The sequence below is a fragment of the Nostoc sp. genome (assembly GCF_036917555.1).
Classification (GTDB): domain Bacteria; phylum Cyanobacteriota; class Cyanobacteriia; order Cyanobacteriales; family Nostocaceae; genus Nostoc.
This window is the reverse complement of record NZ_JBALDD010000043.1, coordinates 99,328-125,273: the sequence shown is the minus strand read 5'-3', so window position 1 is coordinate 125,273 and position 25,946 is coordinate 99,328. Positions and strand designations below refer to the sequence as shown.

Below are 25,946 nucleotides of genomic sequence, written 5' to 3'. Positions count from 1 at the left end.
CGAAAAGCGCTAAACAGGTGCATTTTTACCAAATTGATGCTGTTGGAGAATAGTCTATGGCGATGACGAAGCTCTGGAACTTTTTGCGAAACATTCAAGATTTGAACTGGGGACAAGGCGTAGAGGTAACAAAGACAGGAGCCGAAGCTGCTAAAGCCGTGCTTGATTTGGCAAAAGCAATTAAGGAGCAAAAACCCAATGTTCAAAACTTCAAACCTTATGTAGAACAGATTTCGTCGCTATTAGATGTATTTAATTCTCCTCTCGGTCAAATTACCAAGGAAGTGATTCCTTTTGCACCTGTCGCTATTACCATCTTAAAGTTCATTATTGATGCAACTCACAAAGAGCCAAGTTTAGAAAACTGTGTGGTACTCGTTAGTCAAGCTGCCTATATAGATAGCTTTCAGGACATTCTCAAACAAGATTCGGAATTACTCAAGAAAATTGATCAAAACCGTGAAGCTTCTAAGACTTTAGCTTTGCAGATTCAGAAATTGGGTGAGCAAGAATTTGATGAGCGGGAAGTGAAAAAAGCTATTCTCTATTTTCACGAATCTCAACTAGCAGAATCATTTAATCAGATTTTACAGCAACGCTTGCAAGAAGCCGGATTAACGCAGGCAGAAGCAAAAACCTTTACTGAACGGGTGGCGCGTCATACCGATGAATATATGCAAGACGCATTGGTAGAAGTCGGAGAGAAAGCGGACAAACTTTGGAAATGGTACAGCGCTGGAGGAAAAGAAAAGCTAGAGAAAAATCTGAATATTGAAGATTATTTAGAACAGGTAATTAAACCAAAGCCAGAAGAAAAAATTTTTGATGAAACCCATATTACCTTTCGAGATTTGTATGTACCTTTGCAAGTCAAAGAACTGGATGTCAAAAACAATGCAAGTCTGGAACTGGAAGCGTGGGTTAAGGCAATATTGAATGACCCAGACACGAAACACAAACAAGTTTTGTTTATTCAGGGTGAAGCCGGACGTGGGAAGAGTGTTTTTTGTCGGATGTTTGCCGATTGGGTACAGCGCGAATTACATCCGAATTTTACCCCAATTCTGATTCGGTTGCGAGATTTGCGGGTACTAAAAGATAACTTAACTGATACCCTAGAGAACTATTTACAACACCTTGATTTTGTCACCAGTGATTCCGGCTGGCTGACCGATAAGAATACTCGCTTTTTGTTTTTACTGGATGGGTTTGACGAGTTGTTGCTAGAAGGACGAGCCAGCGGCGGCTTAAAGGAATTTTTAGAACAGGTGGAACAGTTTCAAAAAGACCCCTTTTGCCGTCATCAGTTTTTGATTACCGGTCGTCCCCTAGCGCTGCAAGGAATTGAGCGCCTGCTTTCACAAACCAAAAGCTTGAAGCGCGTCGAACTTCAGCCAATGGATGACTCACTTCGGCAAAAATGGCTAGAAAAATGGTCAGTTGCAGCTCAAGTTAACAAGAGTGAGTTTGAAGAATTTTTGCAGGCTTGTCCTGATGAAGTCAAAAACAACCTGGCGCGAGAACCTTTACTACTCTATTTACTGGCGCGAATGCACCGAGACAACCGTCTCAACATCCAAATGTTTGCAGGCGCAGACGCTATTAAGGCAAAAATCCGCATCTATGACGAATCAATAAAGTGGGTACTAGAAAAACAGCGTGACAGTGAAAATCAGAATGATAACTCCCGCTTGACTGGATTAGAGAGTGAGGATTTACGGCAATTTCTCACGGAAGCCGCTTTGTGTGTGGTGCAGTCTGGGAATGAATCAGCCAGAGTGACGATGTTAGAAGCACGGCTCAAAGATAGCAACAACCCAGCTGCAAAGTTAATTCAGCAAGCCAGACAGGAGAATGCCTCCCAAAAAAATCAACAAGATAAGCTACTCAATAACCTGTTGACGGCATTTTATATCAAACCCGCTTCAGGCGATAAAGGTGGCTCTGTGGAGTTTGTGCATAAGAGTTTTAGCGAGTTTTTATTCGCGGAACGGTTACTAGAAAGCTTTGAAGATTGGACAACGAAGGTAAGCAAGCGTCAGCGCGAAGAAGACTTGGTTTCCACAGTCGCAATGGATAAGCAGATTTACGATTTATTAGGTTATGGGAATTTAACGCCTGCGATCGTGGAATATTTGATGGGGTTGTTGACTGAGAGTTCAGAATTTCACGACGTTGAACGCTTGTGCAAACTGTTCAAAAGATTGGAGTATTTTTACTTCCGTTGGTGCGATGGCGAATTTATTGATGCAGACGATGTAAACCTGCCTCAGATGAAGAAAAAACAATTGAGGGAGCAATTGCCAGAGCGAGAAATTCAGTTGGGATTACGTCAAGTAGATGTGTGTACAGGGCTGAATGTGATGATTGTGCTTTTAAAGTTGCATCGTTACGCTCAAACAAAAGATCAATTAAAAGACAAAATCACGTTTCACCCCTGCGGTCAATTAGATAGTGATCAATTTGACTCACAACGCTCGCTCCGTATTATAGGCTATAGCCATTGCCTTGGTGTCTCTGCCTTTAGGGACAATTTAGGGCTATTTATCAGGGGTACTAACTTCAAGGGTGCCGACCTCAGCTATGCTGACCTCAACAGTGCCGACCTCAGAGGTATCGATTTCAGCAATGCATACCTCACCCTTGCCTATCTCAGCCGTACCAATCTTACCCTTGCTAACCTTACCCTTGCCTACCTCAGAGGTGCTGATCTCAGCCGTGCCAACCTCAGCGGTGCCAACCTCAGCCGTGCCATCCTTAACGGTGCTGACTTCAGTGAGGCTATCCTCAACGGTGCCAACCTCAGCGGTGCCAACCTCAGCGATACCAACCTCAGCGATGCCGACCTCAGCCGTGCCAACCTCAGTGGTGCCAACCTCAGCCGTGCTAACCTCAGCCGTGCCAACCTCAGCGATGCCAACCTCAGTGATGCCGACCTCAGCCGGGCTAACCTCAGTGGTGTCAACCTCAGCCGTGCCAACCTCAGCCGTGCCAACCTTACAATAATTTTATGGAACAGTGGTACAAAATGGCTTAATGCCAAAGGACTGCATGAAGCAGTAAGTGTATATCCAGGCTTGGCGAACAAACCAGCTTTTGCGGCTGCAGTTGCTTTGAGTCAGGGCATCAGTTGGGTGAGAGAAGGCAAAATTAAAGAAGCACAAGAAGCTTTCAAGCAAGCCCAAATATTTGACCCTAGTTTGAGTAACTTTGCTGGATTTCAAAATAGCATTTGCTGGGTTGGCTGTTTACACGGCTATGCTAAAGCTGTTCTCCACTTTGGTGAAAAAGCAGTTACTCTAGACCCTGACAATAAAAGCTATCAAGACAGTCGAGGGCTTGCTAGAGTTTTGACTGGCGATTTGGCAGGGGCATTAGAAGACTTTCAGGCTGCTGTAGACAGTGGGGCACTTGATTACTTAGAAGATGTAAAACAGCGACGGCTACAGTGGATAGAAGCACTGAAGTCAGGAAATAATCCCCTCACGCCAGAGGAATTGGAGATACTGGGGTCGGCTGAAGGTTAACACACCCTGAATTGTCGATGGTGCGTTACGCTAAAGCGATAACATAACGCCAGTTGCTACAAGTCGGGGAACTCGCCCAACGCACTGGCTCCCCTACTTGCGTAGCTAATAGCTATTGTCGAAGCGGTAGAAAAAAGGCGGCTATGACGGTAACTACCTATAAATGGACAATTGAACGTTATCACCGAGCAATAGAAGCAGGGATCTTTGATGACCAACCCATTGAACTATTGCGCGGCGACCTCATAGTTATGCCCCCAGAACGAGAACCCCATGCCTACTACAATACCGAAGCAGCCGATTATCTTTGCACACTGCTAGGTGAACGCGCAAAAATCCGCGATGCCAAACCCATCACCCTACTCAACGACTCAGAACCCGTCCCCGATATTGCTATTGTCAAACCTTTAGGCGAGGTTTACTTAGAACACCATCCCTACCCTGAAGAGATTTTCTGGATTATCGAATTTTCTCAGTCCACCTTGAGCAAAGACTTAGGTGATAAAAAAGACATCTATGCAGAAGCAGGCATCGCTGAATATTGGGTTGTCAATCTCAAAAATTCTCAGTTGCTAGTATTTCGAGACTTAACAAATGGGCAATACACAACAGAACTGACATTAACCACAGGTACTATTGTCCCCCTAGCCTTTGGTGATGTATCCGTCCAAGTTCATCGCCTTGTAGGTTTCCCAAAAATATAATTTCTAGCACCTGTCAAAAACGAAGAAGGCTAGGCGTAGCAAGCTTTAAGAGTAGGCGATCGCTAACGCACATAATTAAATCATCCCCTCTATTTCACTCACTATGGCTATTGCCAGTAAACCCCAACTAACTTTAGACGAGTTCCTGAAACTGCCGGAAACGGAGCCAGCATCAGACTTTATCAACGGGGAAATCATTCAAAAACCCATGCCCCAAGGTGAACATAGCCTACTGCGGAGCGAATCTTATCATGTCATCAATCAGATAATCGAAAGGCAAAAAATTGCTTTGGCTTTGCCCGAACTGCGCTGTACTTTTGGTGGCGCTGCGATCGTTCCTGATGTCTCTGTGTTTCGCTGGGATAGAATTCCTAAAACTCCATCTGGCAGAATTGCTAATCGCTTTGAAATTCATCCCGACTGGGCAATTGAAATTCTTTCCCCAGAGCAAAGGTTAAAAAAAGTATTGAGTAAATTATTGCATTGTTCACGCAATGGTACTGAACTTGGCTGGTTAATCAACCCAGAAGACGAAAGCGTGCTGGGGATTTTTCCTGGACAGCGAGTGGAATTATACGAAGGTACTGATAAATTACCCATTCTTGAGGGTATCGAATTGGAACTGACTGTTGAACAAGTTTTTGGCTGGTTGAGTTTGACGTAAAAAAGCGTTCTGTAAAGTTGCTGGATTCTGACTTTTCAGGTCATCTGGAAAGACCCACGAAAAACCTAACCCCCTTATCGTTGCAGTCAGGGAAAAATTCAAAGTCTCTGACGATGGATGAAGCTTGGCAATGCAAATCCATACAGTGGTGAGTCAAGGAGGTAGTAATCTCTCTGGCGGACAACGACAACGGCTGTTGATTGCGAGGGCGTTGGCGTTCAAACCCAGGATTTTGCTATTTGATGAAGCGACTAGTGCCTTAGATAATAGAACCCAGGCAATTGTCAGTCAAAGCTTAAAGCAGTTAAAAGTGACGAGAATTGCGTTGGCGAAGCCTCTCTGAAAGAGAATCGCTCATCGCCTTAGTACCATCCAAAACGCTGATTGAATTTACGTACTCCAAGCTGGCAAGGTAGTACAGCAAGGTAGTTTCACTGATTTGGCAAATCAACCAGGGTTATTTGCCCAACTCATGTTAAGACAGATTCTTTAGCGATTTTTAGTCGCCGGGTGCTTACAACTGTGGAAGTTTCAAAATATATATGTAAACTTTAATCGCAAAGTTATTTATTATACCAAGAGCAATTTAAAGTTGTGCAGTTTTAGCCCACAACCATAATACCGTAGTTGTTGAAAAAAACTATTATTTCCCTACTGACACAATTAGCAAAGAATATTTTCAAGATAGTAACAATTGTCTCAACTAAAGGGTGCATTAGGGTTAATACCGTAACGCACCCTACTGCTTTGTGTTTACTAGCAAAGCCAGACTAACACTAAGTATACTACCAGCGATCGCGCTAGTTTCTGACAATGATTTCAATATCAAGTTAATAAATGTAATAGAAATCTATTTTCTACATTTAATTTTAGGGTTAGATGAATATAAAATCTGATATCTGTGTTGTTTATTGGTTGTTTATTGCTGTATATATTCATTTTTATAAAGGCAACTAACTAGGTCTGTTTAAACAGATATAAATAAAATCTAGACTAGACTTTACGGACACTTTATAGAGAATTTAAGCTTAGTTAATATTATTAGATATCTATCCTTTGGCGTGTAAGTTAGAATTCAGCTAGACAACTAAAGCTTAAATACTGTTAATTAATAAAAAAACATGTTGATTTCACAACGTGGCATTATTACCTATGCTTACGGAGCATCTTATTATCTCGAAATGGCAAAGTCATTAGCACGTTCTCTACGTCTTCATTCACCAACTATTCCGCGTGCTATTGTTACTGATAATGAAAATGATCAAGATTTACTAGAACTTTATGATTACGTTATAAATATTAAATATGAATACGGTTCTAACGTAAAACAAAAGCTTCATATATATAATTATTCTCCATTCAAATATACACTTTCTATTGATAGTGATTGCATAGCAGTGAGGGATATTAACTTTATTTTTGATGATTTTAAAGGCAGAAGTTTTAGTGTGGCAGGTAATGTATATCTTCAAGCAGGCGATAAAGATAAGTTCATTGATGTAGATGATACACTCAAACGATTTAATCTCACAAAATTACCTAGATTTAATGGAGGTCTCTATTATTTTGAAAAAAACGATACTGCTAAGGCATTTTTTGAAACAGCACTAGAATTGGCAAGGGACTGGAAAAAGCTAGGTATTAGTGAATTTCGTGGTGATGGCCCTAATGATGAACGTATTTTTGGTCTAGCTATGATGTTACACAATCAAAGTATGTTTGAAGATCATGGTCAGATGATGCGAACACCTATCGGTCTTCGTGGTTCTTTTAATATAGATGCGATTACAGGTCAATCTACTTTTAAAAAATACAATCAGGTAGTGTCTCCTGCTCTTGTACACTTTGCCTGCGTTTGGGGAGAACATCCCGTATATCATCGTGAAGTATCAAAGTTAAAAAACCTAGATAAAGGTTCAGCTAACCAGGTTAAGTCTAATATATTTTCTGCAATTAAATATAAGTTTGGCTATCAGATTGCTTTCTTAAGGTATATAGCTAAACGTGTACCTAAAAATTCTAAATATATTCAAGCTAGAGTGAAAAATTTTTTGATAGAATTGCCTGAGTTGATTAAAGCTAAATATAGAATTGAGCCAGTTCGGAGCAAATAAAGTTTGGTAAAACTCTGCATTACTTTGTGCTTAATTTAAATTACTCAAAGGCTGCTTTGGTTACTTTCTGTATAGCTTTAATAGTGTATAATGTGCTGTCTGTGTTCAGACAGCACTAACAAAGTGCAATAGCGATCACACCTCACATCTTTCACTTCTGACAGGTACTAGAAATTATATTTTTGTGAAAACTACAAGGATTGTATCTGTGGGTTTATTCTAGAAACTACACGGTACAGCGCAAATTTGTATGTACCACAAAAATCTGTATTGCCGTACTTTTATGGAAAATCAACTAGGATTAATTCTAAAACTGCTTTTGCTCTCGGCTTTGTTATCGGTATTGATTAAGTATGCAGGGCCAAGTCTCTCAATTCCGGCGACAGCAACCAACGCGCTGATTATAATATTGTTGCCGATTGCGATCGTAGCGATCGCTCTACTGTGGCGATTTCAAGCACAAAAACAAAATTAACTCAAGAGTTTTACGCACAAGTTCCTAAAATCAGCTAACCTAGCTTAATTACAAGAAAATTGCATCTCGCCAACCGTTGGGAGTTAGCCTGTGAACCTCGGTCAATGGATCGGCTTAATCGCCATACTTCTTTGTTTATACATCCTGTGGCAAATTCGGGAAGTGCTTTTGCTCATGTTTGCCGCAGTTGTGTTAGCCACCACCTTAAATCGCCTAGCGAAACGCTTTCAAAGATTTGGGATGAGGCGTGGATTCGCCGTCCTCCTAGCAGTAGCTATCTTTTTCGCAGGTGTCGTGGGTTTTTTCTGGCTAATTGTGCCGCCATTTGCCCAGCAGTTTCAAGAACTAACCTATCAAGTTCCTAAAGGGTTTGGACGCTTTAATAGTTGGCTTGATGCCCTGAGAACTCGTATTCCTGACCAGTTAGTTCCTTATATCCCAGATATCAATAGTCTCATCCAACAAGTACAGCCCTTCGCCAATCGGCTATTGGGAAACTCCTTTGCTTTTGTATCTGGTTCTTTAGAAGTCGTCCTCAAGATTTTGCTAGTGTTGGTTTTAACAGGAATGATGTTAGCCGACCCCATAGCTTATCGCAAAGTATTTGTGCGGCTTTTCCCCTCATTTTATCGGCGGCGGGTAGATGGGATTTTAGATAAATGTGAAGTCTCTTTGGAGGGATGGATTACAGGCGCTTCCATTGCCATCTGTGTAGTCGGTCTGATGAGTCTGATTGGCTTATCAATTTTGCATGTCAAGGCAGCACTTGCTTTAGCGGTTTTAGCGGGATTTTTTAACTTGATTCCCAATCTGGGACCAACATTGAGTGTAATCCCAGCAATGGCGATCGCCTTCTTGGATGAACCTTGGAAAGCGATCGCTGTCTTGATTCTCTACTTTATTATTCAACAAGTTGAGAGTAATTTCATCACGCCCGTTGTTATGGCGCATCAAGTATCATTGCTGCCAGCCATAACCTTAATTGCCCAGCTATTTTTCGTGACTTTCTTTGGCTTTTTAGGGTTATTTCTAGCGCTACCTCTAACTGTTGTCGCTAAAATTTGGTTGCAAGAAGTGTTAATTAAAGATGTTTTGGATGAATGGGGGAATAACAATAGAAAAGAGACTGAGTTTGTGATAGTTTCTGAATCTCCTGGAACAGATGATAATTGGACGGCAGAAAATCCAGATATAAATGAGAATCCATCAATTGATGATGATATCTTGAAAAAATAAGATTAGTCACTCAGAGTTATATGAAGTCTTGCAAATTTTGAAGCGATTGGGATAATGAGTGCTGGAGTGAAAAAACAATAAGATTCCCAACTTATTAAAAAAGTTGGGAATCTCATATTTTTGAGTCAGTCTGAATAAATCCTATTTGAAAGAATAACCACGAGCATGGACACAATTAGCTAATCAGCTATTGTTTGTTCTGGTTTGTTACCTCTGCTTCTGATTTGTTTGACTCATTAGATGAAGCTGATTCAGTCTTCTCTGATTACGTATCACTAGTTTGTTGCAATTGGTTGAGATGAATATTGTTCACTTGAACAATAAAATATTCTAATGCCTGACTTGCCTTTTGTAGACTTAGAAGCGATCGCCATTATTGAACCGAGGAAATGATGGGGCACAGCTGTTATACGAAGGCATCTAATAGTGGAGCGATCGCGTTTTGTAATATCAATCCCAATCAATATCGTTAGGAATCAAGAATAATGAGCAATAAAAAGACGATCAATGCTCCGAAGGTGGGCGCACATTAGCTTAGTATATACTCCAAATATTGGGTATATCTTTGTAATATGTAAAATAGTACTTTTAACCTGAAATTATGCCTTCGTCTGAAAAATCCCTCACCTACCCATCCACACCCAAGAGGAATCAAGTCGATAACTACCACGGTACTTTAGTTGCAGATCCTTACCGTTGGTTAGAAGATCCTGACTCCCAAGAAACAAGAACTTGGATTGAGGCACAAAATCAAATTACTTTTGGCTACCTGAGTGAAATTCCTGCTAGGGAAAAAATTAAACAGCGCCTTACCAAACTTTGGGATTATGAAAAATACGGTATTCCTTTTAAAGAAGGTGAATTTCTGCGAGACGGTTCCACCGAACGCTACTTTTATTTCAAAAATGACGGACTGCAAAATCAAAGTGTCCTTTACACCTTGAAAACCCTCGATGACCAACCCAAAGTTTTACTCGATCCCAATAAACTCTCAGAAGATGGCACTGTTGCTCTTTCGGGATTGTCGATTAGCGAGGATGGTAAACTTTTAGCTTATGGTCTATCCTCCTCTGGTTCTGATTGGCAAGAGTGGAAAGTACGCGATGTTGAAACTGGTGAAGACCTCCAAGACCACCTGAAGTGGATTAAATTTTCTGGTGCATCTTGGACACACGATCATCAAGGTTTTTTCTACAGCCGTTACGATGAGCCAAATGAAAAAACTCGATTAGAAGATGTCAATTATTATCAAAAGCTCTGCTATCATCAACTAGGTAAACCTCAATCAGAAGATGTACTAATTTATCATCGTCCTGACCAAAAAGAATGGGGTTTTAGTGGTGGCGTTACTGAAGATGGACGCTATTTAATAATTTCAATTTGGCTAGGTACTGATTCTAAAAATTTGGTTTTCTTCAAAGATATAACTAACCCTAATGCGGAAGTTGTAGAACTAATTAACCAATTTGAGGCAGATTACAGCTTTATAGACAATGATGATAGCGTTTTTTATTTTCGCACAGATTTAAATGCACCAAGAGGAAGAGTGATTGCGATTGACACGAAAAACCCTGCACCAGAAAATTGGCAAGAAATTATTCCCCAATCAGCAGAAACTTTGGAAAGTGTCGGTATACTTAATAATCAGTTCGTTGCTGATTACCTCAAAGACGCTCACAGTCAAATCAAAATTTTTGACCTCAAAGGTGGATTTATTCGAGAGGTAGAACTACCCGGACTCGGTTCAGCCGGAGGCTTTGGAGGCAAGCATTATGATACTGAAACTTTTTATAGCTTTACCAGCTTTACCATAGCAGGTACTATTTATCGTTACGACATGGTGACAGGAAAAAGTGAGGTTTTCCGTCAACCACAGGTAGATTTTAATCCTGATGAGTACGAGACAAAACAAGTCTTTTATCATAGCCAAGATGGTACTAGAGTACCAATGTTTATTACGCACAAAAAGGGCATTAAATTAGATGGAAATAACCCTACTTATCTCTATGCTTATGGTGGTTTTAATGCTTCAATGACACCTGGCTTTTCTGTGAGTTTGTTGGTATGGATGGAGATGGGTGGTATCTATGCTATGCCTAATATCCGCGGCGGTGGAGAATACGGCGAAGAATGGCATCAAGCAGGAATGAAGGATAAAAAACAGAATGTCTTTGATGACTTTATTGGGGCTGCTGAGTGGTTGATTGCTAACAAGTATACTAAGACTGAGAAGCTAGCGATCGCAGGTGGTAGTAACGGCGGTTTATTAGTGGGTGCTTGTATAACGCAACGTCCAGATTTGTTTGGTGCAGCTTTACCAGCAGTCGGTGTTATGGATATGTTGCGGTTCCATAAATTTACCATCGGTTGGGCTTGGACTTCCGAATATGGTTCAGCAGATAATCTAGAAGAGTTTCCAGCGCTGTATGCTTATTCGCCATTACATAACATCACACCAGATACAGCTTACCCAGCAACCTTAATTACCACAGCCGATCATGACGATCGCGTTGTCCCTGCTCATAGTTTCAAATTTGCTGCTGCTTTACAAGAGGCTCACGCAGGTGATGCGCCAACGCTAATTAGAATTGAGACTAAAGCAGGACATGGCGCAGGTAAACCTACAGCTAAAATTATCGAAGAAGCCGCAGACAAATGGGCTTTTTTGGTACGTGCTTTAGATGTGAAATTTTAGCAACTTTGTCGGGTGGGCATTGCCTACCCTACGAGACTAAACTAACTATCGCCCTCACTAACTTCTCTGGCTCTACAGGTTTTGTAATATGAGTTTGAAATCCTACCTGAAGTGCTCTTTGTTGGTCAATTTCTGCGGCATAAGCGGTTAATGCGATCGCCCGAATGTTTCCTCCTTGATTCGGTGGGCGAGAGCGAATCTGCTGCATCAGCATATAGCCGTCCATTTCAGGCATACCGATATCACTCACTAGCACATCAGGAGTGAACTGCTCTAAAGCTTGCAAAGCTTCTAAGCCAGAAGCGACGGCTGTCACATTTGCCCCGCTTAGTTCCAGGACAAATGCCTGAAACTCGCGGGTATCTGGCTGATCATCCACCAGCAAAATTTGAACGCCGTCTAAAGGCACTTCTGCTTCTATTTGTGTGTGGATTGGCTCGGATGCGATCGATGTTGCCTGCTGCATCAGGGGCAATTGGATGATGAAGGTTGCGCCTTGATTCTCACCCTGACTTTCTGCTGTCACCGTGCCCCCGTGCATTTCTACAATTTGTCGCACGATCGCTAGCCCCAATCCCAACCCGCCAAATTTGCGTGTGGTTGAGCCGTCTTCTTGGCGAAAATACTCAAATACATAGGGCAAAAACTGTGGATTGATGCCCTTACCAGTATCGATTACCCGAATCTGAGCAAGCCCGTCGAGTTGCCGCAGTTCAACGCTTACTTGTCCGCCGTGGGGTGTAAACTTAACTCCATTGGTAAGCAAATTCCACACTACTTGCTGCAAGCGGGCTACATCGCCAGAAATCGGAGCGATCTTAGAATCAAGATCGAGAGCGATCACAATATTTTTTGCTTCTGCTGCCAGACGCACCGTTTCAACGGCAGCAGAAATCACAAAGGTCAAACTGACCGGAGCCGCTGTTAAGCTTAGTTTGCCCTGCATGATGCGCGAGATGTCGAGCAAGTCTTCGATTAGTTGCGTCTGTAAATTGGCATTGCGCTCGATTGTTTTTAAGGCTTCGACTCTACGGGCTTCGCTCAGTTTGCCGTTTTGTAGTAAGCGCGTCCAGCCCAAGATTGGGTTGAGAGGCGATCGCAATTCATGGGACAGCACTGCCAAAAACTCATCTTTGATACGGTTGGCGCGATCGGCTGCTTCTCTTGCGGCTTGCTCACTGGCAAGGAGTTGTTCTCGTTCTGCCTGAATGCGTTTTTGCTCAGTGATATTGAGTACAGTGCCGATAAAGCGTTGGGGATTGTTGGCAGCATCAAAGTAAGCTTGTCCTCTGGCTGCAATCCACCGTTCAATCCCATCCTGAATCCCGATCGTGCGATATTCTACGTCATACTTGCCGTTGCTTTTTGGGTTGAAAGTCCATTGCAGCACCTGTTCTAGTCGTTCGTGATCGTCGGGGTGCAGTCCGGCATAAAAGACCTCAATGCTGCTCTCGGCTTCTAGTGGTAAGCCAAACATGGCTTTGCAACCCTCATCCCAAATCAATTGGTTGGTGATCAGATTCCAGTCCCAGGTGCCTAATTGAGCAGCTTCGATCGCCATGCGGAAGCGGTTTTCGCTGTCGCGCAGAGCTGCTTCGGTGCGGGCGCGTTCCACTGCCGCCCAAGTGCGATCGGCTACTTCTTCCGCCAAGGACACCTCGTCTGGTGTCCAAGCTCGCGCCTCGGATGTGTTAACTGCCAGCCCCGCTACAAATTCGCCCCTCTTGATCAGGGGTATGCCGATGTAAGCACCGATCTCAATTGCAGCGTAGGCTGCTCGCTGTTCCGGGGAGAGGTTGGGATCGGCTTCCACATCAAAGACGGACACGGCGCAACCAGTGCGGTAGGCTGCGAGCAGCTTGGGGCCGAAGGAATCAATTGGGTAGTTGCCGGCGAGTGCTGCGACTCCATTAACATAATCACGCTCAACGACGTAATCAGCGCCGCGAACCTCGAAGTACAATACACGGTTCGCGCCAAGATATTCACCCAGCACACGGCTGGCTGTAGCCTGAATCTTTACTGGGTCGGCAAGTGGGCGGAGCGCGTCGGTGAGAGAGACGCGGAAAGCATTAAATTCGGCGGCTCGCCGCGAAATTTCTTCTGCCCGTTTGCGTTCGCGTAGCGCAGCTTGCTGTTCGCTGATATCCTTGAAGACAATGGCAACTTTTCGTGCTTGGGCTTCACCCATGCGACAGGCATAGACATCGAACCATCGGTTCATTGCAGCAGAGCCATTTTCAAAGCGAGCAGGTTCACCCGTTAGAGCAACTTGACCGTAAATCTGAATCCAATGGTCTTCTAAATCTGGAACTAACTGACGCGCCGTTTTCCCGACTGCTTGTCGAAGTCCCGTTTGTTGCTCAAAGGTGGGATTGATCTCTAAGAAGCGGTAGTCGAGGGGCGTATCATTTTCGTCAAATAGCACTTCAATAATAGAGAAACCTTCGTCGATCGACTCAAACAGCGTCCGGTAGCGTTCTTCGGATTGACGCAGGGTTGCGGCAGTTTGAATCTGCTCGGTCACATTTCTGAAATAAACGGCGATCCCATTTGGGGCGGGGTAGGTGCGAACCTCATACCAGCGATCGTGTTCAGGGTAAAACGCGGTCATTGACGCAGCCACACGATCGCGCATGGTGCTCCAGTAAACCTGGGCCAATTCATTGCCAATCAGTCCTGGATACTCTGACCACAAATTCTTGCCAACTAAATCGCCTGGAGTGCGATCGAGTAGTGTTTCGGCAGATGGATTTATATAAGTAAACTGCCAGTTCTCATCCAGTGCAAAAAAGGCTTCAGCGATGCTCTCCAGAATATTTCGAGTCTGCTCCTCGCTTTGGCGCAAGGCTTGCTCTACCTGTCTGCGCTCGGTGATGTCTCGCGTCACGCCTGCCACTGCATCTACTGCGCTGTTTATGCCGAAAAGTGGCACAAAAATGTATTCATAGGTGCCTGTGCCGATTGCGCTAGTATAGGGCGTTTCATCCTTGAGCGGCTGGCGTGTGGCGATCGCCTGTTGAATCTGTTGCTGAAGTCGAGTCGCTAAATCCGTTGGATAATCCAGCTCAAAAAAGTTCTTTCCCAAAGCTTCATCCGAAGTTTTCTGCCAAAGATTGAGCAACGCCGGGCTGACATACGTGAACCGTCCCGCCAAATCAAAGGTGTAAATAAAATCGGGAATTGCAGCGACGAGCGCATCGAACTTCCGCAATTGCCCTTCGAGTTCGGTGCGGCTCTCGCGTAATGCTGCTTCAGCACGGGCACGCTCGACGGCTGCCCACGTCTGCTCTGCTGTTTCCTTGACTCGTTTCACCTCGTCTTCCGTCCACGGACGAGGGTTTGCTTGATGCACCGCCAGCAACGCGACAAATTGATCGTTCTTGATCAACGGCACATCAATATGTGCGGCAATATCAATCGTTTGATACATTACCTTCTGGCTGGCTGTGTATTTAGGGTAGTTTGCCACATCGGGAACGATCGCCGTTTGCCCCGCTCGATGGTCGTCCGTTAGGTTGCGCCCAAAGTCTTCGAGATGGTACAGTCCGCTCAGTTCGGCAACGCCGTTTGTGTAGTTTTTATGAACGATGACCTCCTTGCCGTCCGGTAACACTTCGATGTAAATAACGCGGCTTGCGCCTAGAGATTCGCCCAGAACAAGGGCAGCGATCGCCTGAATTTCATTAGCATCAGTCAGCGGGCGTAGTGCATTGGTAAGCTTGACTGGAAACGCATCGGCTTGGGCAGCTTGAGGCAAGGTATCTGTTGATGTGCTAATCGGCAGCAGCTCGGATTCTAGCGGCTGGACTCGATCTAGTTCTGTCAACAGGATCTGCACAGCCGTTTTTAGGCTGTCCGACCAGGTTTCGACGGCTCCTAACGGCGTTTGCGACCAATCGTGCGATCTCAACAATGCACCGATCTCGCCGCCATTAACAAAGAGGTTTTCAGCCTTTGTGCGATCAGCAGCCCATCCCCGGCGGTGTCGCATCTCCCGTTCTAAACCCTTAACTATTAAATCATTAAATGATTCACTGCCTTCCATCAGGTTCCTGGCTTTTGCAAGCAAGTCAGGCGGAAAACAGATTGTTAAGGCTTCGTGTTCCATAGCAATGAGTGTAACCAGATATTGATACCATTTATTGTATTCTGCCCATAGAATAGTACGACTGGATTTGCTTCCACTCTCTTATCTGCAATCAGAGGGTGAGTCTTAATATTGATAGATGAGTTAAAATTCAATCAATCACTCCAGGCAAATATTAACTATGAGATGGGAAGAAGTTTGTGAACACAAACAATTACAAGATTTACCCTTCAAAATTGAATTAAATAAATGGGGTCAAATCGTCATGAGTCCAGTCAAAATTAAACATTCTTTTTATCAAGGAAGAATCCAACGTTTATTGGAATCTTTATTGAACACAGGAGAAGTAATGCCAGAATGTGCTATCAACACATCAGACGGTGTGAAAGTTGCTGATGTTGTCTGGTGTTCAGAAGAACGATTTTCTCAAATTGAAGAGGAAGTATCAGCGTCTATTGCACCAGAAATTTGTATAGAAGTCAAATCAACTGGTAACACTTTGGAAGAAATGGAATTTAAAAGAAGTTTATATTTAGAAGCTCAAGCTATTGAAGTATGGTTATGTAATGAACAAGGTCAAATTAAATTCTATAATGAGCAAGGTGAATTAGGACAATCTTTGTTAGTTCCTAAGTTTCCTAAACAAATTAAACGGTAATTCTAGAGAATAGGGCAGAGAGCGTAGTTTACCGCCGTAGGCATCGCCTAAATTACCTCTTTTTAAAAGATATCTTAAAATTATTTATAAATTTTACTTTGATGCTGAATTAAAATAATCGTTACTTGATTTAAATTATTATCTATTTCATAAATGACACGATATTAACCTTGGCAAAGGGTGAAGGTAAACAATTATTTACTTTCACCCTTAATGCTTTGCTCCATCTAAGCAAAAAGTTTAATATCTTTATCCTTCTTGTGTAGTTAAAACGCAACAGCTTGGGCTGTACCAGTCAAATGGATTGTGGTATAAGTTTGTCTTTGCCCCTGGTTGAATTTAGGAATCACAGAAAAGAGGTTTGTGGTTGTGATTCCCTTAGTTTCCACTGCGGCTGAGTTGCTTTTTCCAAGGTTTACACGGGGTAAGATCAAGGTAAACACGGTATTGCCAGTATCTACTGTTTTACGGATAGTTACAGTTACTAGTGTACCAATCTCTGTTTCTACACTACGGATCTGCTCTGTACCTTGAAAGTTTAATGTCTGTTGCTTATCTTTATAAGTAAAAAGGGGCTTGCCAATAAAGCTTGTCGTTGAGTAACTAATGCTGACATTCTTACCTTGAAACTGGTATAAGTTTGGTACTACTTCTGAGGCATTAGCTGATAATACAGGTATTGCTGTTAACAGCATACCTAATGTAAACGATCCAATTAAGTTTCTTGTTTGCATATCTCAAAAAGTTATTGCTAGTTTGATAGAGATAACTGCTTTATATGGGATGACAATACGTCTAAAACCAATTTTAAAAAATGATATTCCGAAAATCGTGTCAAATGGAACACATTGTAAAGGTTGTTAATATACTTACTTAGAATAATTTCTGAGATTACGTCAAAATTTTATCTGTAAATCTGATTAACCTCAGTAGATTTAACGACAAAAATCCAGATCACCATCTTAATTAACCAAACAAATTGCTTGAGCGACTTGTCAAAGGTGGGCAAACTTCCGCCACAGTCTACTAGCAACTTGAGTTAGATTTAGATTTTGAAATACCCTTTGGGGTTTTATTTTTAAATTGGAAATTTTGTATTGCTTATGAAACGGCGATCGTACATGCTTCTAGGATTTTTCTTCAGCCTGCTTTTAACTATCGTGCCAATGCCTGGCAATTTCACTAATGCTGCAACACCAACAGCAGTCACACCTGTCTCTGCTGTCTCATTCACCCAAGGAGTGCAAAAAACGGTATTAGACAACGGTTTAACGGTACTAACCAAAGAAGTCCATACCGCTCCAGTCGTGAGTGTGCAAGTTTGGTATAAAGTTGGCTCACGCAACGAGGTTAAGGGAGAGAATGGTATTTCTCACCAGCTAGAACATTTGATGTTCAAAGGCACAAATGACCGTCCAGTACAGTTTGGACGGTTGTTTAGTGCTTTGGGTAGCCAGTTTAATGCTTTTACTAGTTATGACGAAACAGCTTACTTTGGCACAGTGCAGCGAGACAAATTGGAAGCACTGCTGACACTGGAAGCCGATCGCATGGAAAACTCCTTAGTTGGGACTGAACAACTCACCAGTGAAAAGCGGGTGGTGATCTCCGAGTTACAGGGGTACGAAAATTCACCAGGTTATCGCCTGAGTAAGACAGTGATGCGAGCTGCTTTCCCCAATCGAGCCTATGGTTTATCGGTGGGAGGCACAAAAGCCGATGTAGAAAAATTCACGGTGGAGCAGGTACGGAATTATTACCAAACCTACTACAGCCCAGAAAATGCCACGTTGGTGATTACCGGAGATTTTGCCACAAAACCTGCACTCAAAGTTGTCCAAGAAACTTTTGGTAAGTTATCGCAACGAGCAAAAAAGAATACGCCACTCCATAATGCCAGCAGAGCAATTGATAATTCCTCGGCATCTTCTTCCGTTGCCGACGCTTCTTCATCTACCCCTGTTGCGAAAAAAGCGCCGATAGTCCTCAAGCAACCTGGAAGTGCAGCATTATTGCAAGCAGTGTATCCTCTGCCAGATATCAAACATCCTGATGTTCCGGCAATTGATTTGATGGACGCTATTCTCACAGGTGGGCGTAGCTCTCGGCTTTATCAGGCTTTGGTGGAATCTGGACTGGCGAGTTCAGTGAGTGGCGGTGCTGCTGAACTGATCGAACCGGGTTGGTATGAAATTAATGCTACGGCGGCTCCCGGTCAAGAGTTGGGTAAAATTGCCCAGGTACTCCAGGAATCTTTCGCAAAATTGCAACAGGAGCCTGTCACCTCAGAAGAATTGAACCGGGCGAAGACACAACTGCAAGCTTCTTATATTTTGGGAAACCAAGATATCACTAGTCAGGCTAATCAACTGGGATATAACCAAACGATCGCAGGAGATTATCATTTTATTGAAAAGTATCTGGCTGCGATCGCTAAAGTTACCCCTGCTCAAGTCCAGAAAGCAGCGAAAACTTACCTCAATCCGGCTCAAGAAACCATCGGCTTCTTTGAGCCGACTCAACCAGATGGTAAACCAGGAACTTCTAACGCTGGTTCTAGTCGCACGGTGGAAAATTTCAGCCCTGGTAAACCTGTAGATCCAGCAGAACTGGCAAAATATTTGCCACCTGCTACATCAGAGACAGATTCTAATAAACAATCACTACCAGAAGAGTTTACCTTAAAGAATGGTTTGAAGGTTTTGTTGTTAAGCGATCGCAACCTTCCCACGATTAACCTGAGCGGACAAATTGACGCTGGTGCTGAATTTGATGGCAATCAAAAAGCTGGGTTAGCGAATCTAACTGCAAATAACTTAATGAATGGGACGCAGACTAAAAATGCTCTGACCCTAGCAAAAACCTTAGAAGACCTGGGAGCCGATTTGAGCTTCAGTGCTAGCCGTGAGGGAACTAACGTTAGTGGTGAGGGACTTTCAGCAAATCTGCCAATATTGATTCAAACTCTAGCAGATGTGTTAGAAAACGCCACTTTCCCAGCCGATCAGTTAGAACTGAGTCGCCAAAGGGCACTGACAGGGCTGAAAGTCCAGCTAGATGACCCTAGAGGTTTGGGAAGGCAAGTATTCCAGCAGGCAATTTACCCTGAAAATCATCCATTCCACAGCTTTCCCACAGCCGAGAGTCTAAAGACCATTACTCGTAATGATTTGCTTGGTTTCTACCAGACACATTACCGACCGGATACCACAACGATCGCTTTAGTGGGAGACTTCGATCGAGTTAAAGTAAAAGCTTTGCTAAATGAGGTGTTTGGTAAATGGCAAGCCACAGGTAAGCCACCTGTTCTCAAAATCCAAACCGTACCATTTCCGCAAACTTTGACACAACTAAACAAAGTAATTCCCGGTAAAGCTGAGGCTGTGACATATATCGGCTACAATGGCATCTCTCGGAAAGACCCACGTTATTATGCGGCACTGGTGCTAAATCAAATTTTGGGTGGTGATACCTTAGCCAGCCGCCTGGGTACGGAAGTGCGCGATCGCCAAGGTCTAACCTATGGTATATACAGTGGTTTTGCCGCTGGGATAAATCCTGGCCCGTTCTTGATTCAAATGCAGACTGCTCCTCTTGATGCTCAAAAAGCGATCGCCAGTACTCTCGCTTTACTCAAACAGCTGCGTGAGCAAGGAGTAACTGAGGCTGAATTCAACACCGCAAAACGCTCAATTACTAATAGCTACCCCGTGGATTTAGCTAATCCCAGTAGTGTATCAAGTATCATTTTGGATAATGCTGTCTTGGGGCTTTCACGGTCAGAAATCCGAGAGTTTCCCCAGCGGATTCAAGCAGTTACTATGACTGATATGCAGCAGGCAATTGAAGATTTAATTAAGCCAGAAAATCTGGTGATTGTCACCGCCGGGCCTGGAGATGGTGTAACCAAGGGTAGCTAATTATTTCAGACACATAGCAATCCTATCTGATTGGTAAAAATCGCAATAACAAGATTCCCGACTTCTCTAAAAAGTCGGGAATCTCATTGTTCATGGATGATTTAAGATGGCTAATATCAACTCCTGCCTCCTTCAAATTGAATAAGACACTGGAAAGGACTTTGCATCCTTTGGCTTCACATAGACTCGCTGTTTCGGTTCTAACTCTAAATCATTAAAGCGATCGCGTGTTAAATGCGCCATCACCACTTGCCCGTCATCAAAAGTTAATTCTACCTGAATTTCCCAACCCAAATGTATCAATCGGCTCACTGTGGCAGCAGTAGTAGCACCGTTGGCAACCTTTTCCAAAATCACATCTTGCGGACGCAAAAAGACTTGTGGGTATGGTGCATCAAACCCACTGCTTTGAAAAATCTTTGAGGTGCTGGGTAATACATTCACTGGCCCGATGAAGCTCATTACAAATGCCGTCGCAGGATTATCGTAAATTTCGGCTGGTGTCCCCACCTGTTCCACACGTCCTTTATTCATCACCACAACCTTATCGGAGACTTCCATTGCTTCTTCTTGGTCGTGAGTAACAAAAACCGTGGTAACATGAACCTCATCATGGAGGCGGCGTAACCATGCCCGTAAATCTTTGCGGACTTTAGCATCAAGTGCGCCAAAGGGTTCATCTAGCAATAAAACTTCCGGTTCTACTGCCAATGCCCTGGCTAAAGCTACCCGTTGTCTTTGACCACCAGAAAGTTGTGATGGATAGCGATCGCCTAGTCCACTCAATTGCACCAATTCGAGTAACTGTTCTACCCGCCCCTTAATTCTCTTTGGCTGTGCCTTACGAATTTCTAAGCCAAAGGCAATATTCTGCCTAACAGTCAGATGCTTAAATAGGGCATAGTGCTGAAACACAAAGCCAATATTTCGTTGTTGCACACTTTGGTATGTAGCGTCTTTACCGGTAAGCAGGATTTTGCCGCTATCTGGCATTTCTAAACCTGAAATTAACCGTAATAGCGTAGATTTACCCGATCCCGATGGCCCGAGCAATGCAACTAGCGAACCACTCTTAATTTCCAGGCTGACCTGATCAACTGCCTTGAAACTCCCGAATTGTTTGGAGACGTTCTCAACTACTATGCCCACTGCTGCTATACCTCTGCAACTAAATCTACAGATCCTTGGTAGGATTACTGTGTCTTATATATACCATACATCGTTATTTATGGATGAACAAGATTTAGCTACCACACAACGATTAATACTAAGGGTAGTAATTAGGTTGGGTTAAAAAAATTATACCTGTAAATTTTACGTCACCACTAGCGATCGCAGTTAGAAAAGATTCAATGGAGTCCAGTTCAAGGCTAAGGGTGATTGCACGGTTAAGTCCAGTGATAGAGCCATCGCCAGCGTGTTTACCAGTGGTGACGATGAGGATAGCTTTATTGATTTCGGGAATAAATTTTCCATTAACCAAATTCTCCATCTCGCTTTTCGTATCGAAACATTAAGGAATATTGCATTTGTGCAGAAACCTGGAGGAAAAGCGCCAAATCACCCAAAAGACCGTGGTAGTATGCTCTCGGTAAATGTGAAGATTGGGAGAAAGACCTTTGACACTACGGGTTGCTGTTATTGGGTCAGGCCCTGCTGGTTCATCTGCCGCAGAAACACTGGCAGCCTCTGGGATTGAAACCTACCTGTTTGAGCGGAAGCTAGACAATGCAAAGCCTTGTGGGGGAGCAATTCCTCTATGTATGGTGAGTGAATTTGACTTACCACCAGAGATTATTGATCGCCGGGTACGGAAGATGAAAATGATTTCGCCTTCCAATCGTGAGGTTGATATCAATCTGATAAATGAAGACGAATATATAGGAATGTGCCGCCGGGAAGTGCTGGATGGCTTTTTGCGCGATCGCGCGGCAAAATTAGGCGCAAATTTAATTAATGCCACTGTTCATAAACTCGATATACCAGGAAACAATACCGATCCCTATACCATTCATTACATTGACCACACAGATGGGATATCACAGGGTATTGCCAAAACTCTGAAAGTGGATCTAATTATTGGGGCAGATGGGGCTAATTCCCGTATTGCCAAAGAAATGGACGCTGGAGATTACAATTATGCGATCGCTTTCCAAGAGCGAATTCGCTTACCCGAAGACAAAATGGCCTACTACAACGACCTGGCCGAAATGTATGTTGGTGATGACGTTTCTACCGATTTCTACGCTTGGGTTTTCCCCAAATATGACCACGTAGCTGTCGGTACTGGTACAATGCAAATCAATAAAGCCAGCATCAAACAGTTACAAGCTGGTATCCGTGCTCGTGCTTCTGAAAAGCTTGCAGGCGGTAAAATCATCAAAGTCGAAGCCCACCCCATTCCTGAACATCCCCGTCCCCGTCGTGTTGTCGGTCGCATCGCTTTGGTGGGAGATGCTGCTGGTTACGTTACCAAGTCTTCTGGTGAAGGTATTTATTTTGCCGCTAAATCTGGGCGGATGTGTGCCGAAACCATTGTAGAAGCATCTAACGGTGGTAGCCGTATTCCTACAGAAGGCGACCTCAAGGTTTACCTGAAGCGTTGGGATAAAAGATACGGACTCACCTACAAGGTGTTGGACATTCTGCAAACTGTGTTCTATCGTTCCGATGCTACCCGCGAAGCTTTTGTAGAAATGTGTGATGATCTCGATGTGCAACGGCTAACATTCGATAGCTATCTGTATAAGACGGTTGTCCCAGCTAATCCGATCACCCAACTGAAAATTACTGCCAAAACCATTGGTAGTCTAATTCGCGGTAATGCCCTTGCACCTTAATTGAGTGCAAAGGATTGGGAATTCTAACAAATAAATTACCCAATTCTGTGGGGTGGATATCTTGCACGCTGATTAATCAGGGCGGGCGAGACGCCCACCCCACAACATATATCAATACTCCCCTTTAACTGCCGTATTTCAGGTAAAAATAATTCTGGAAAATCCCATTAGGGTCATACTTGCGCTTGAGGGCAAAAAATTTAGCACCTTGTGGATAAGCTCTACGAAATTGTTCAGGTGTGGCATGAAGACGATAGGGAAGATAGTACCTACCATCGACTGCTAGGGCTGCCTCAATCAGTTTCTGGGTCATTACCTGCATCTTTGCTTCCGCCTCTTGGGTGCGTTGCTGATGAAACAGCATCACCAGTCCAAAAACTTCCTGATCGGCATATCTGAGAAAACTGTCGTTATCTTCGTGAACATTTCGCACTGTGATATTGAGCAAATCCCCTTCGTATTGGAGAATAATAGTGCGACACTTTGCTAAAAATGCTTCCAGAGATTTAGGGGGAATAAAGTATTCATGCAGGATGTCAGTCTCTGCCTGGTGATGATTCTCAAATAAGGCGGAAGAACGATTAAGAATCTGGTTTCTCAAAACCCGGTTTCCGGCTTCTCCCCCAACAATTTTTTCTAGTTGCCAGGGCAAGCTTTTGCCATAGTCACTGCCGATGCTGCCACGGAAAACCGTCCGAGGTAATCCAGACTCTGCTTGTTTTTCTAAAGAGACAATAGTGTGAGTTGTTTCTGGAATTCGGTGGTAGGTTGTGAGAATAGCTTCTTGTAAAAAGCTTTCCGGTGCAACAGAAAGTCTACCGTATGCCATACCAATAGTGGCTGCATCATCTACCCGTTGCCGATAAATATCAATATAGTTCTCACTTTTAATCACGAACCGTTCAGCTATGTACGTCTCATTGGGTACTACTCTCAAGTCCACGTCAAGAATGATCCCGAATAGTCCGTAACCGCCTAAAACTAGAGAAAATAACTCTGGGTTTTGCTGTCTGGAACACTCCACAACCTTGCCACTTGCCAGCATTAACCGGAAACCTTCAACAGTGCTAGCAAAGGGGGGACTATTATGTTGCCAGCCATGAGCATTAGCACTCATCGTGCCGCCGACAGAAAAATCGTTGTTGGACTGCATCACGGCGACAGAATAGCCACGTTCATTTAGGTAGGGAATAATCTCAGACCATTTAGCTCCCGATTGCACCGTCAGAATTTTAGTTGCCGGGTTGAATTGCATCCAGTTGAAGTGGAGCATCTCCAGGGAAATGCCCTTAGCATACAGAGTATGACCTCCCATAGTGTGGCGTGAACCTGCGATCGCTACCTTCTTACCTTGACGCAAGGCATCTCTAAGTACAGACTGTAGTATTACCTCAGCAACTCCAGGCTGACTCTTAACCTGCTTAATTGTCACCTGTGTCTGGTTCAAGTGACTGGCATCATCAACTGTGCCAGGAGGCAGAGGTTGACGGTCATCGCGATCGCTCCAGGCTATTAAAGTCAGGTGAGCAACTGGTCTGGCGATGACTGTCAGGGCAATAGTCGTAGTTGCCAAAAGGACAAGCAGGATAATCTTCAGCCTACTTTTTAAGAATTTACTACGGTAGGAACGCTGCATAACCTGGATTGAGGGGGCAAAATAGAAAACATGACGATTGAATCTGATTCTTCTAATCTACCAACCCCAGAACCAGCCCCCGAAAACGATTTGCAACCAGATGACTTTGACGGGAGTGCAACCGAGAAAAACCTAAGCTCAGAAGTACTAGCGACACAACAAGCACTAGCAGCGATTGCATCTTTGCAATCTCCGCAATATACAACTGCTCTCCAACAAGCCCGTTCTGACTTCAAACAACCCATTACCAAGCAATTTACAGTTAAGCCGAGGGCATTGTTGATTACTCTAATCGCGATCGCCATCACCTTCATTGGAGTTATCCTCAATAACTGGATCGTTGGCATTATTGGAACGCTGATGGCTTTGCTATTATCCCTAGCGATATTATTGCCTTGGTTGCAAGAAGTTTTAAACGAATGGTTTTCACCCCAAGAACGCACCTTGTTTGTGGCCTTTTTGGGACTAATAGTAGCCATTATCGGCTTGATCAGGTTCACAGGTGTAGGCGATCGCTTACTTGTTTGGGGACGCCAGATTAACTGGGACATTGCTGGAACCCTAGCAGATTGGTTTGGTGCTTTGGGGCAAATTCTGATCGCCGTCATCGCCGTCTACGTGGCGTGGCGACAATATGTCATTTCCAAAGACTTGACAATTCAGCAAAACCTGCTAACAGTTCAGCAAAACATTATTACCCAGCAACAGACAATTGATTCCTATTTTCAAGGCGTTTCAGACTTAGTATTAGATCAAGAAGGATTATTAGAAGATTGGCCTCAAGAGAGAGCGATCGCCGAAGGACGCACTGCGGCAATTTTAAGTAGTGTAGATGGCAGTGGTAAAGCGAAAATTCTCCGCTTTCTCTCACGTTCCAAGTTGCTGTCACCCTTACAACGCGATCGGCTATTAGGTCGAGCCATTCTCGATGGCAGTGGCGGATATGCAGAAGACCGCCTAGAAGGTGTGCGTGTCATCGATTTAGGCGTAACGTTAGCCGCAGCAGACCTTTCTGGTACTGATTTACGTTGGACTGACCTGAGCGAAGCTAATCTTGTCCGCGCTAATCTGAGCGGTTGTGATTTAGTAAAAGCCAACCTCTCCCGTACAATTTTATATCATGCTAATCTCAGTGGTGCCGACATCAACGGGATTCGCCTATTTTACGGTGTAGTGGATAAAGCATCACCCCGTAGTCGCACTCAACCACCAAATTATCAAACTGGCGAACAAACTGGCGCTGTGGTGGAAAATGCCGATTTCAGCAATGTGCAACGGATGTCTGAGTCTACACGTAACTACTGTTGCGCTTGGGGTGGCGAAAAAACTAGAGGTACTATTCCTGGTGGTTGTGAAGGCATCTCCAATAAGTTGGGAAGATAATTAT

Annotated in this window: 16 protein-coding genes and 1 pseudogene; 12 read left to right on the top strand and 5 right to left on the bottom strand. The window is 43.7% G+C overall.

What is annotated here, in order from left to right:
- Positions 1-56: 56 nt before the first annotated feature.
- The 8 genes and pseudogenes from V7K60_RS17510 to V7K60_RS17475 all read left to right on the top strand — a co-directional run bounded on the left by V7K60_RS17510 (position 57) and on the right by V7K60_RS17475 (position 11,415).
- Positions 57-3,527, top strand: a complete 3,471-nt coding sequence (locus tag V7K60_RS17510; protein ID WP_334927117.1) for a pentapeptide repeat-containing protein — start codon at positions 57-59, stop codon at positions 3,525-3,527.
- Between the two features lie 143 nt (positions 3,528-3,670).
- Complete coding sequence (locus V7K60_RS17505) at positions 3,671-4,231, top strand: Uma2 family endonuclease (RefSeq protein ID WP_334927116.1); 561 nt, start codon at positions 3,671-3,673, stop codon at positions 4,229-4,231.
- Between the two features lie 103 nt (positions 4,232-4,334).
- Positions 4,335-4,895 carry a Uma2 family endonuclease gene (locus tag V7K60_RS17500; protein WP_334927115.1) on the top strand — a complete coding sequence of 187 codons (561 nt, stop codon included), beginning with the start codon at positions 4,335-4,337 and terminating at the stop codon, positions 4,893-4,895.
- 124 nt (positions 4,896-5,019) lie between these two features.
- Positions 5,020-5,388: pseudogene (locus V7K60_RS17495) on the top strand (ATP-binding cassette domain-containing protein); the annotation flags it as partial.
- Positions 5,389-6,016: 628 nt separating this feature from the next.
- Positions 6,017-7,009, top strand: a complete 993-nt coding sequence (locus tag V7K60_RS17490; RefSeq protein WP_334927114.1) for a hypothetical protein — start codon at positions 6,017-6,019, stop codon at positions 7,007-7,009.
- Between the two features lie 283 nt (positions 7,010-7,292).
- Positions 7,293-7,484, top strand: coding sequence for a hypothetical protein (locus V7K60_RS17485; RefSeq protein WP_334927113.1), 192 nt, complete (start codon positions 7,293-7,295; stop codon positions 7,482-7,484).
- A 90-nt stretch (positions 7,485-7,574) separates the two neighbouring features.
- Positions 7,575-8,720 (top strand): AI-2E family transporter, encoded by a 1,146-nt coding sequence (locus V7K60_RS17480; RefSeq protein WP_334927112.1) that lies wholly within the window; start codon positions 7,575-7,577, stop codon positions 8,718-8,720.
- A 601-nt stretch (positions 8,721-9,321) separates the two neighbouring features.
- Complete coding sequence (locus V7K60_RS17475; protein ID WP_334927111.1) at positions 9,322-11,415, top strand: prolyl oligopeptidase family serine peptidase; 2,094 nt, start codon at positions 9,322-9,324, stop codon at positions 11,413-11,415.
- Between the two features lie 28 nt (positions 11,416-11,443).
- On the opposite strand, the gene V7K60_RS17470 is transcribed toward V7K60_RS17475, so the two are convergent.
- Positions 11,444-15,409 (bottom strand): PAS domain S-box protein, encoded by a 3,966-nt coding sequence (locus V7K60_RS17470; RefSeq protein ID WP_442944419.1) that lies wholly within the window; start codon positions 15,407-15,409, stop codon positions 11,444-11,446.
- Between the two features lie 277 nt (positions 15,410-15,686).
- Here V7K60_RS17470 and V7K60_RS17465 point away from each other — a divergent pair, with 277 nt between their 5' ends.
- Positions 15,687-16,163, top strand: a complete 477-nt coding sequence (locus V7K60_RS17465; protein ID WP_334927109.1) for a Uma2 family endonuclease — start codon at positions 15,687-15,689, stop codon at positions 16,161-16,163.
- Positions 16,164-16,429: 266 nt separating this feature from the next.
- Here V7K60_RS17465 and V7K60_RS17460 read toward each other — a convergent pair whose 3' ends face one another.
- A complete protein-coding gene (locus V7K60_RS17460) occupies positions 16,430-16,897 on the bottom strand; it encodes a hypothetical protein (RefSeq protein ID WP_334927108.1) in 468 nt (155 codons plus the stop codon).
- A gap of 369 nt (positions 16,898-17,266) precedes the next feature.
- Between V7K60_RS17460 and V7K60_RS17455 the strand changes: the two genes are divergently transcribed.
- Entirely contained in the window at positions 17,267-20,083 is a 2,817-nt protein-coding gene (locus tag V7K60_RS17455; RefSeq protein ID WP_334927107.1) for a M16 family metallopeptidase, read from the top strand.
- A gap of 132 nt (positions 20,084-20,215) precedes the next feature.
- On the opposite strand, the gene V7K60_RS17450 is transcribed toward V7K60_RS17455, so the two are convergent.
- Positions 20,216-21,232: a sulfate/molybdate ABC transporter ATP-binding protein gene (locus V7K60_RS17450; protein WP_334927106.1), complete on the bottom strand. Its 1,017-nt coding sequence runs from the start codon at positions 21,230-21,232 to the stop codon at positions 20,216-20,218.
- Positions 21,233-21,350: 118 nt separating this feature from the next.
- Positions 21,351-21,575, bottom strand: coding sequence for a hypothetical protein (locus V7K60_RS17445; RefSeq protein ID WP_334927105.1), 225 nt, complete (start codon positions 21,573-21,575; stop codon positions 21,351-21,353).
- Between the two features lie 127 nt (positions 21,576-21,702).
- Between V7K60_RS17445 and chlP the strand changes: the two genes are divergently transcribed.
- Positions 21,703-22,923, top strand: a complete 1,221-nt coding sequence (gene chlP, locus V7K60_RS17440) for a geranylgeranyl reductase (protein WP_334927104.1) — start codon at positions 21,703-21,705, stop codon at positions 22,921-22,923.
- 124 nt (positions 22,924-23,047) lie between these two features.
- Here the strand turns inward: chlP and V7K60_RS17435 are convergent, their stop codons facing one another.
- Entirely contained in the window at positions 23,048-24,496 is a 1,449-nt protein-coding gene (locus V7K60_RS17435) for an FAD-binding oxidoreductase (protein ID WP_334927103.1), read from the bottom strand.
- A gap of 93 nt (positions 24,497-24,589) precedes the next feature.
- Here V7K60_RS17435 and V7K60_RS17430 point away from each other — a divergent pair, with 93 nt between their 5' ends.
- Positions 24,590-25,942 (top strand): pentapeptide repeat-containing protein, encoded by a 1,353-nt coding sequence (locus tag V7K60_RS17430; protein WP_334927102.1) that lies wholly within the window; start codon positions 24,590-24,592, stop codon positions 25,940-25,942.
- Positions 25,943-25,946 lie beyond the last annotated feature (4 nt).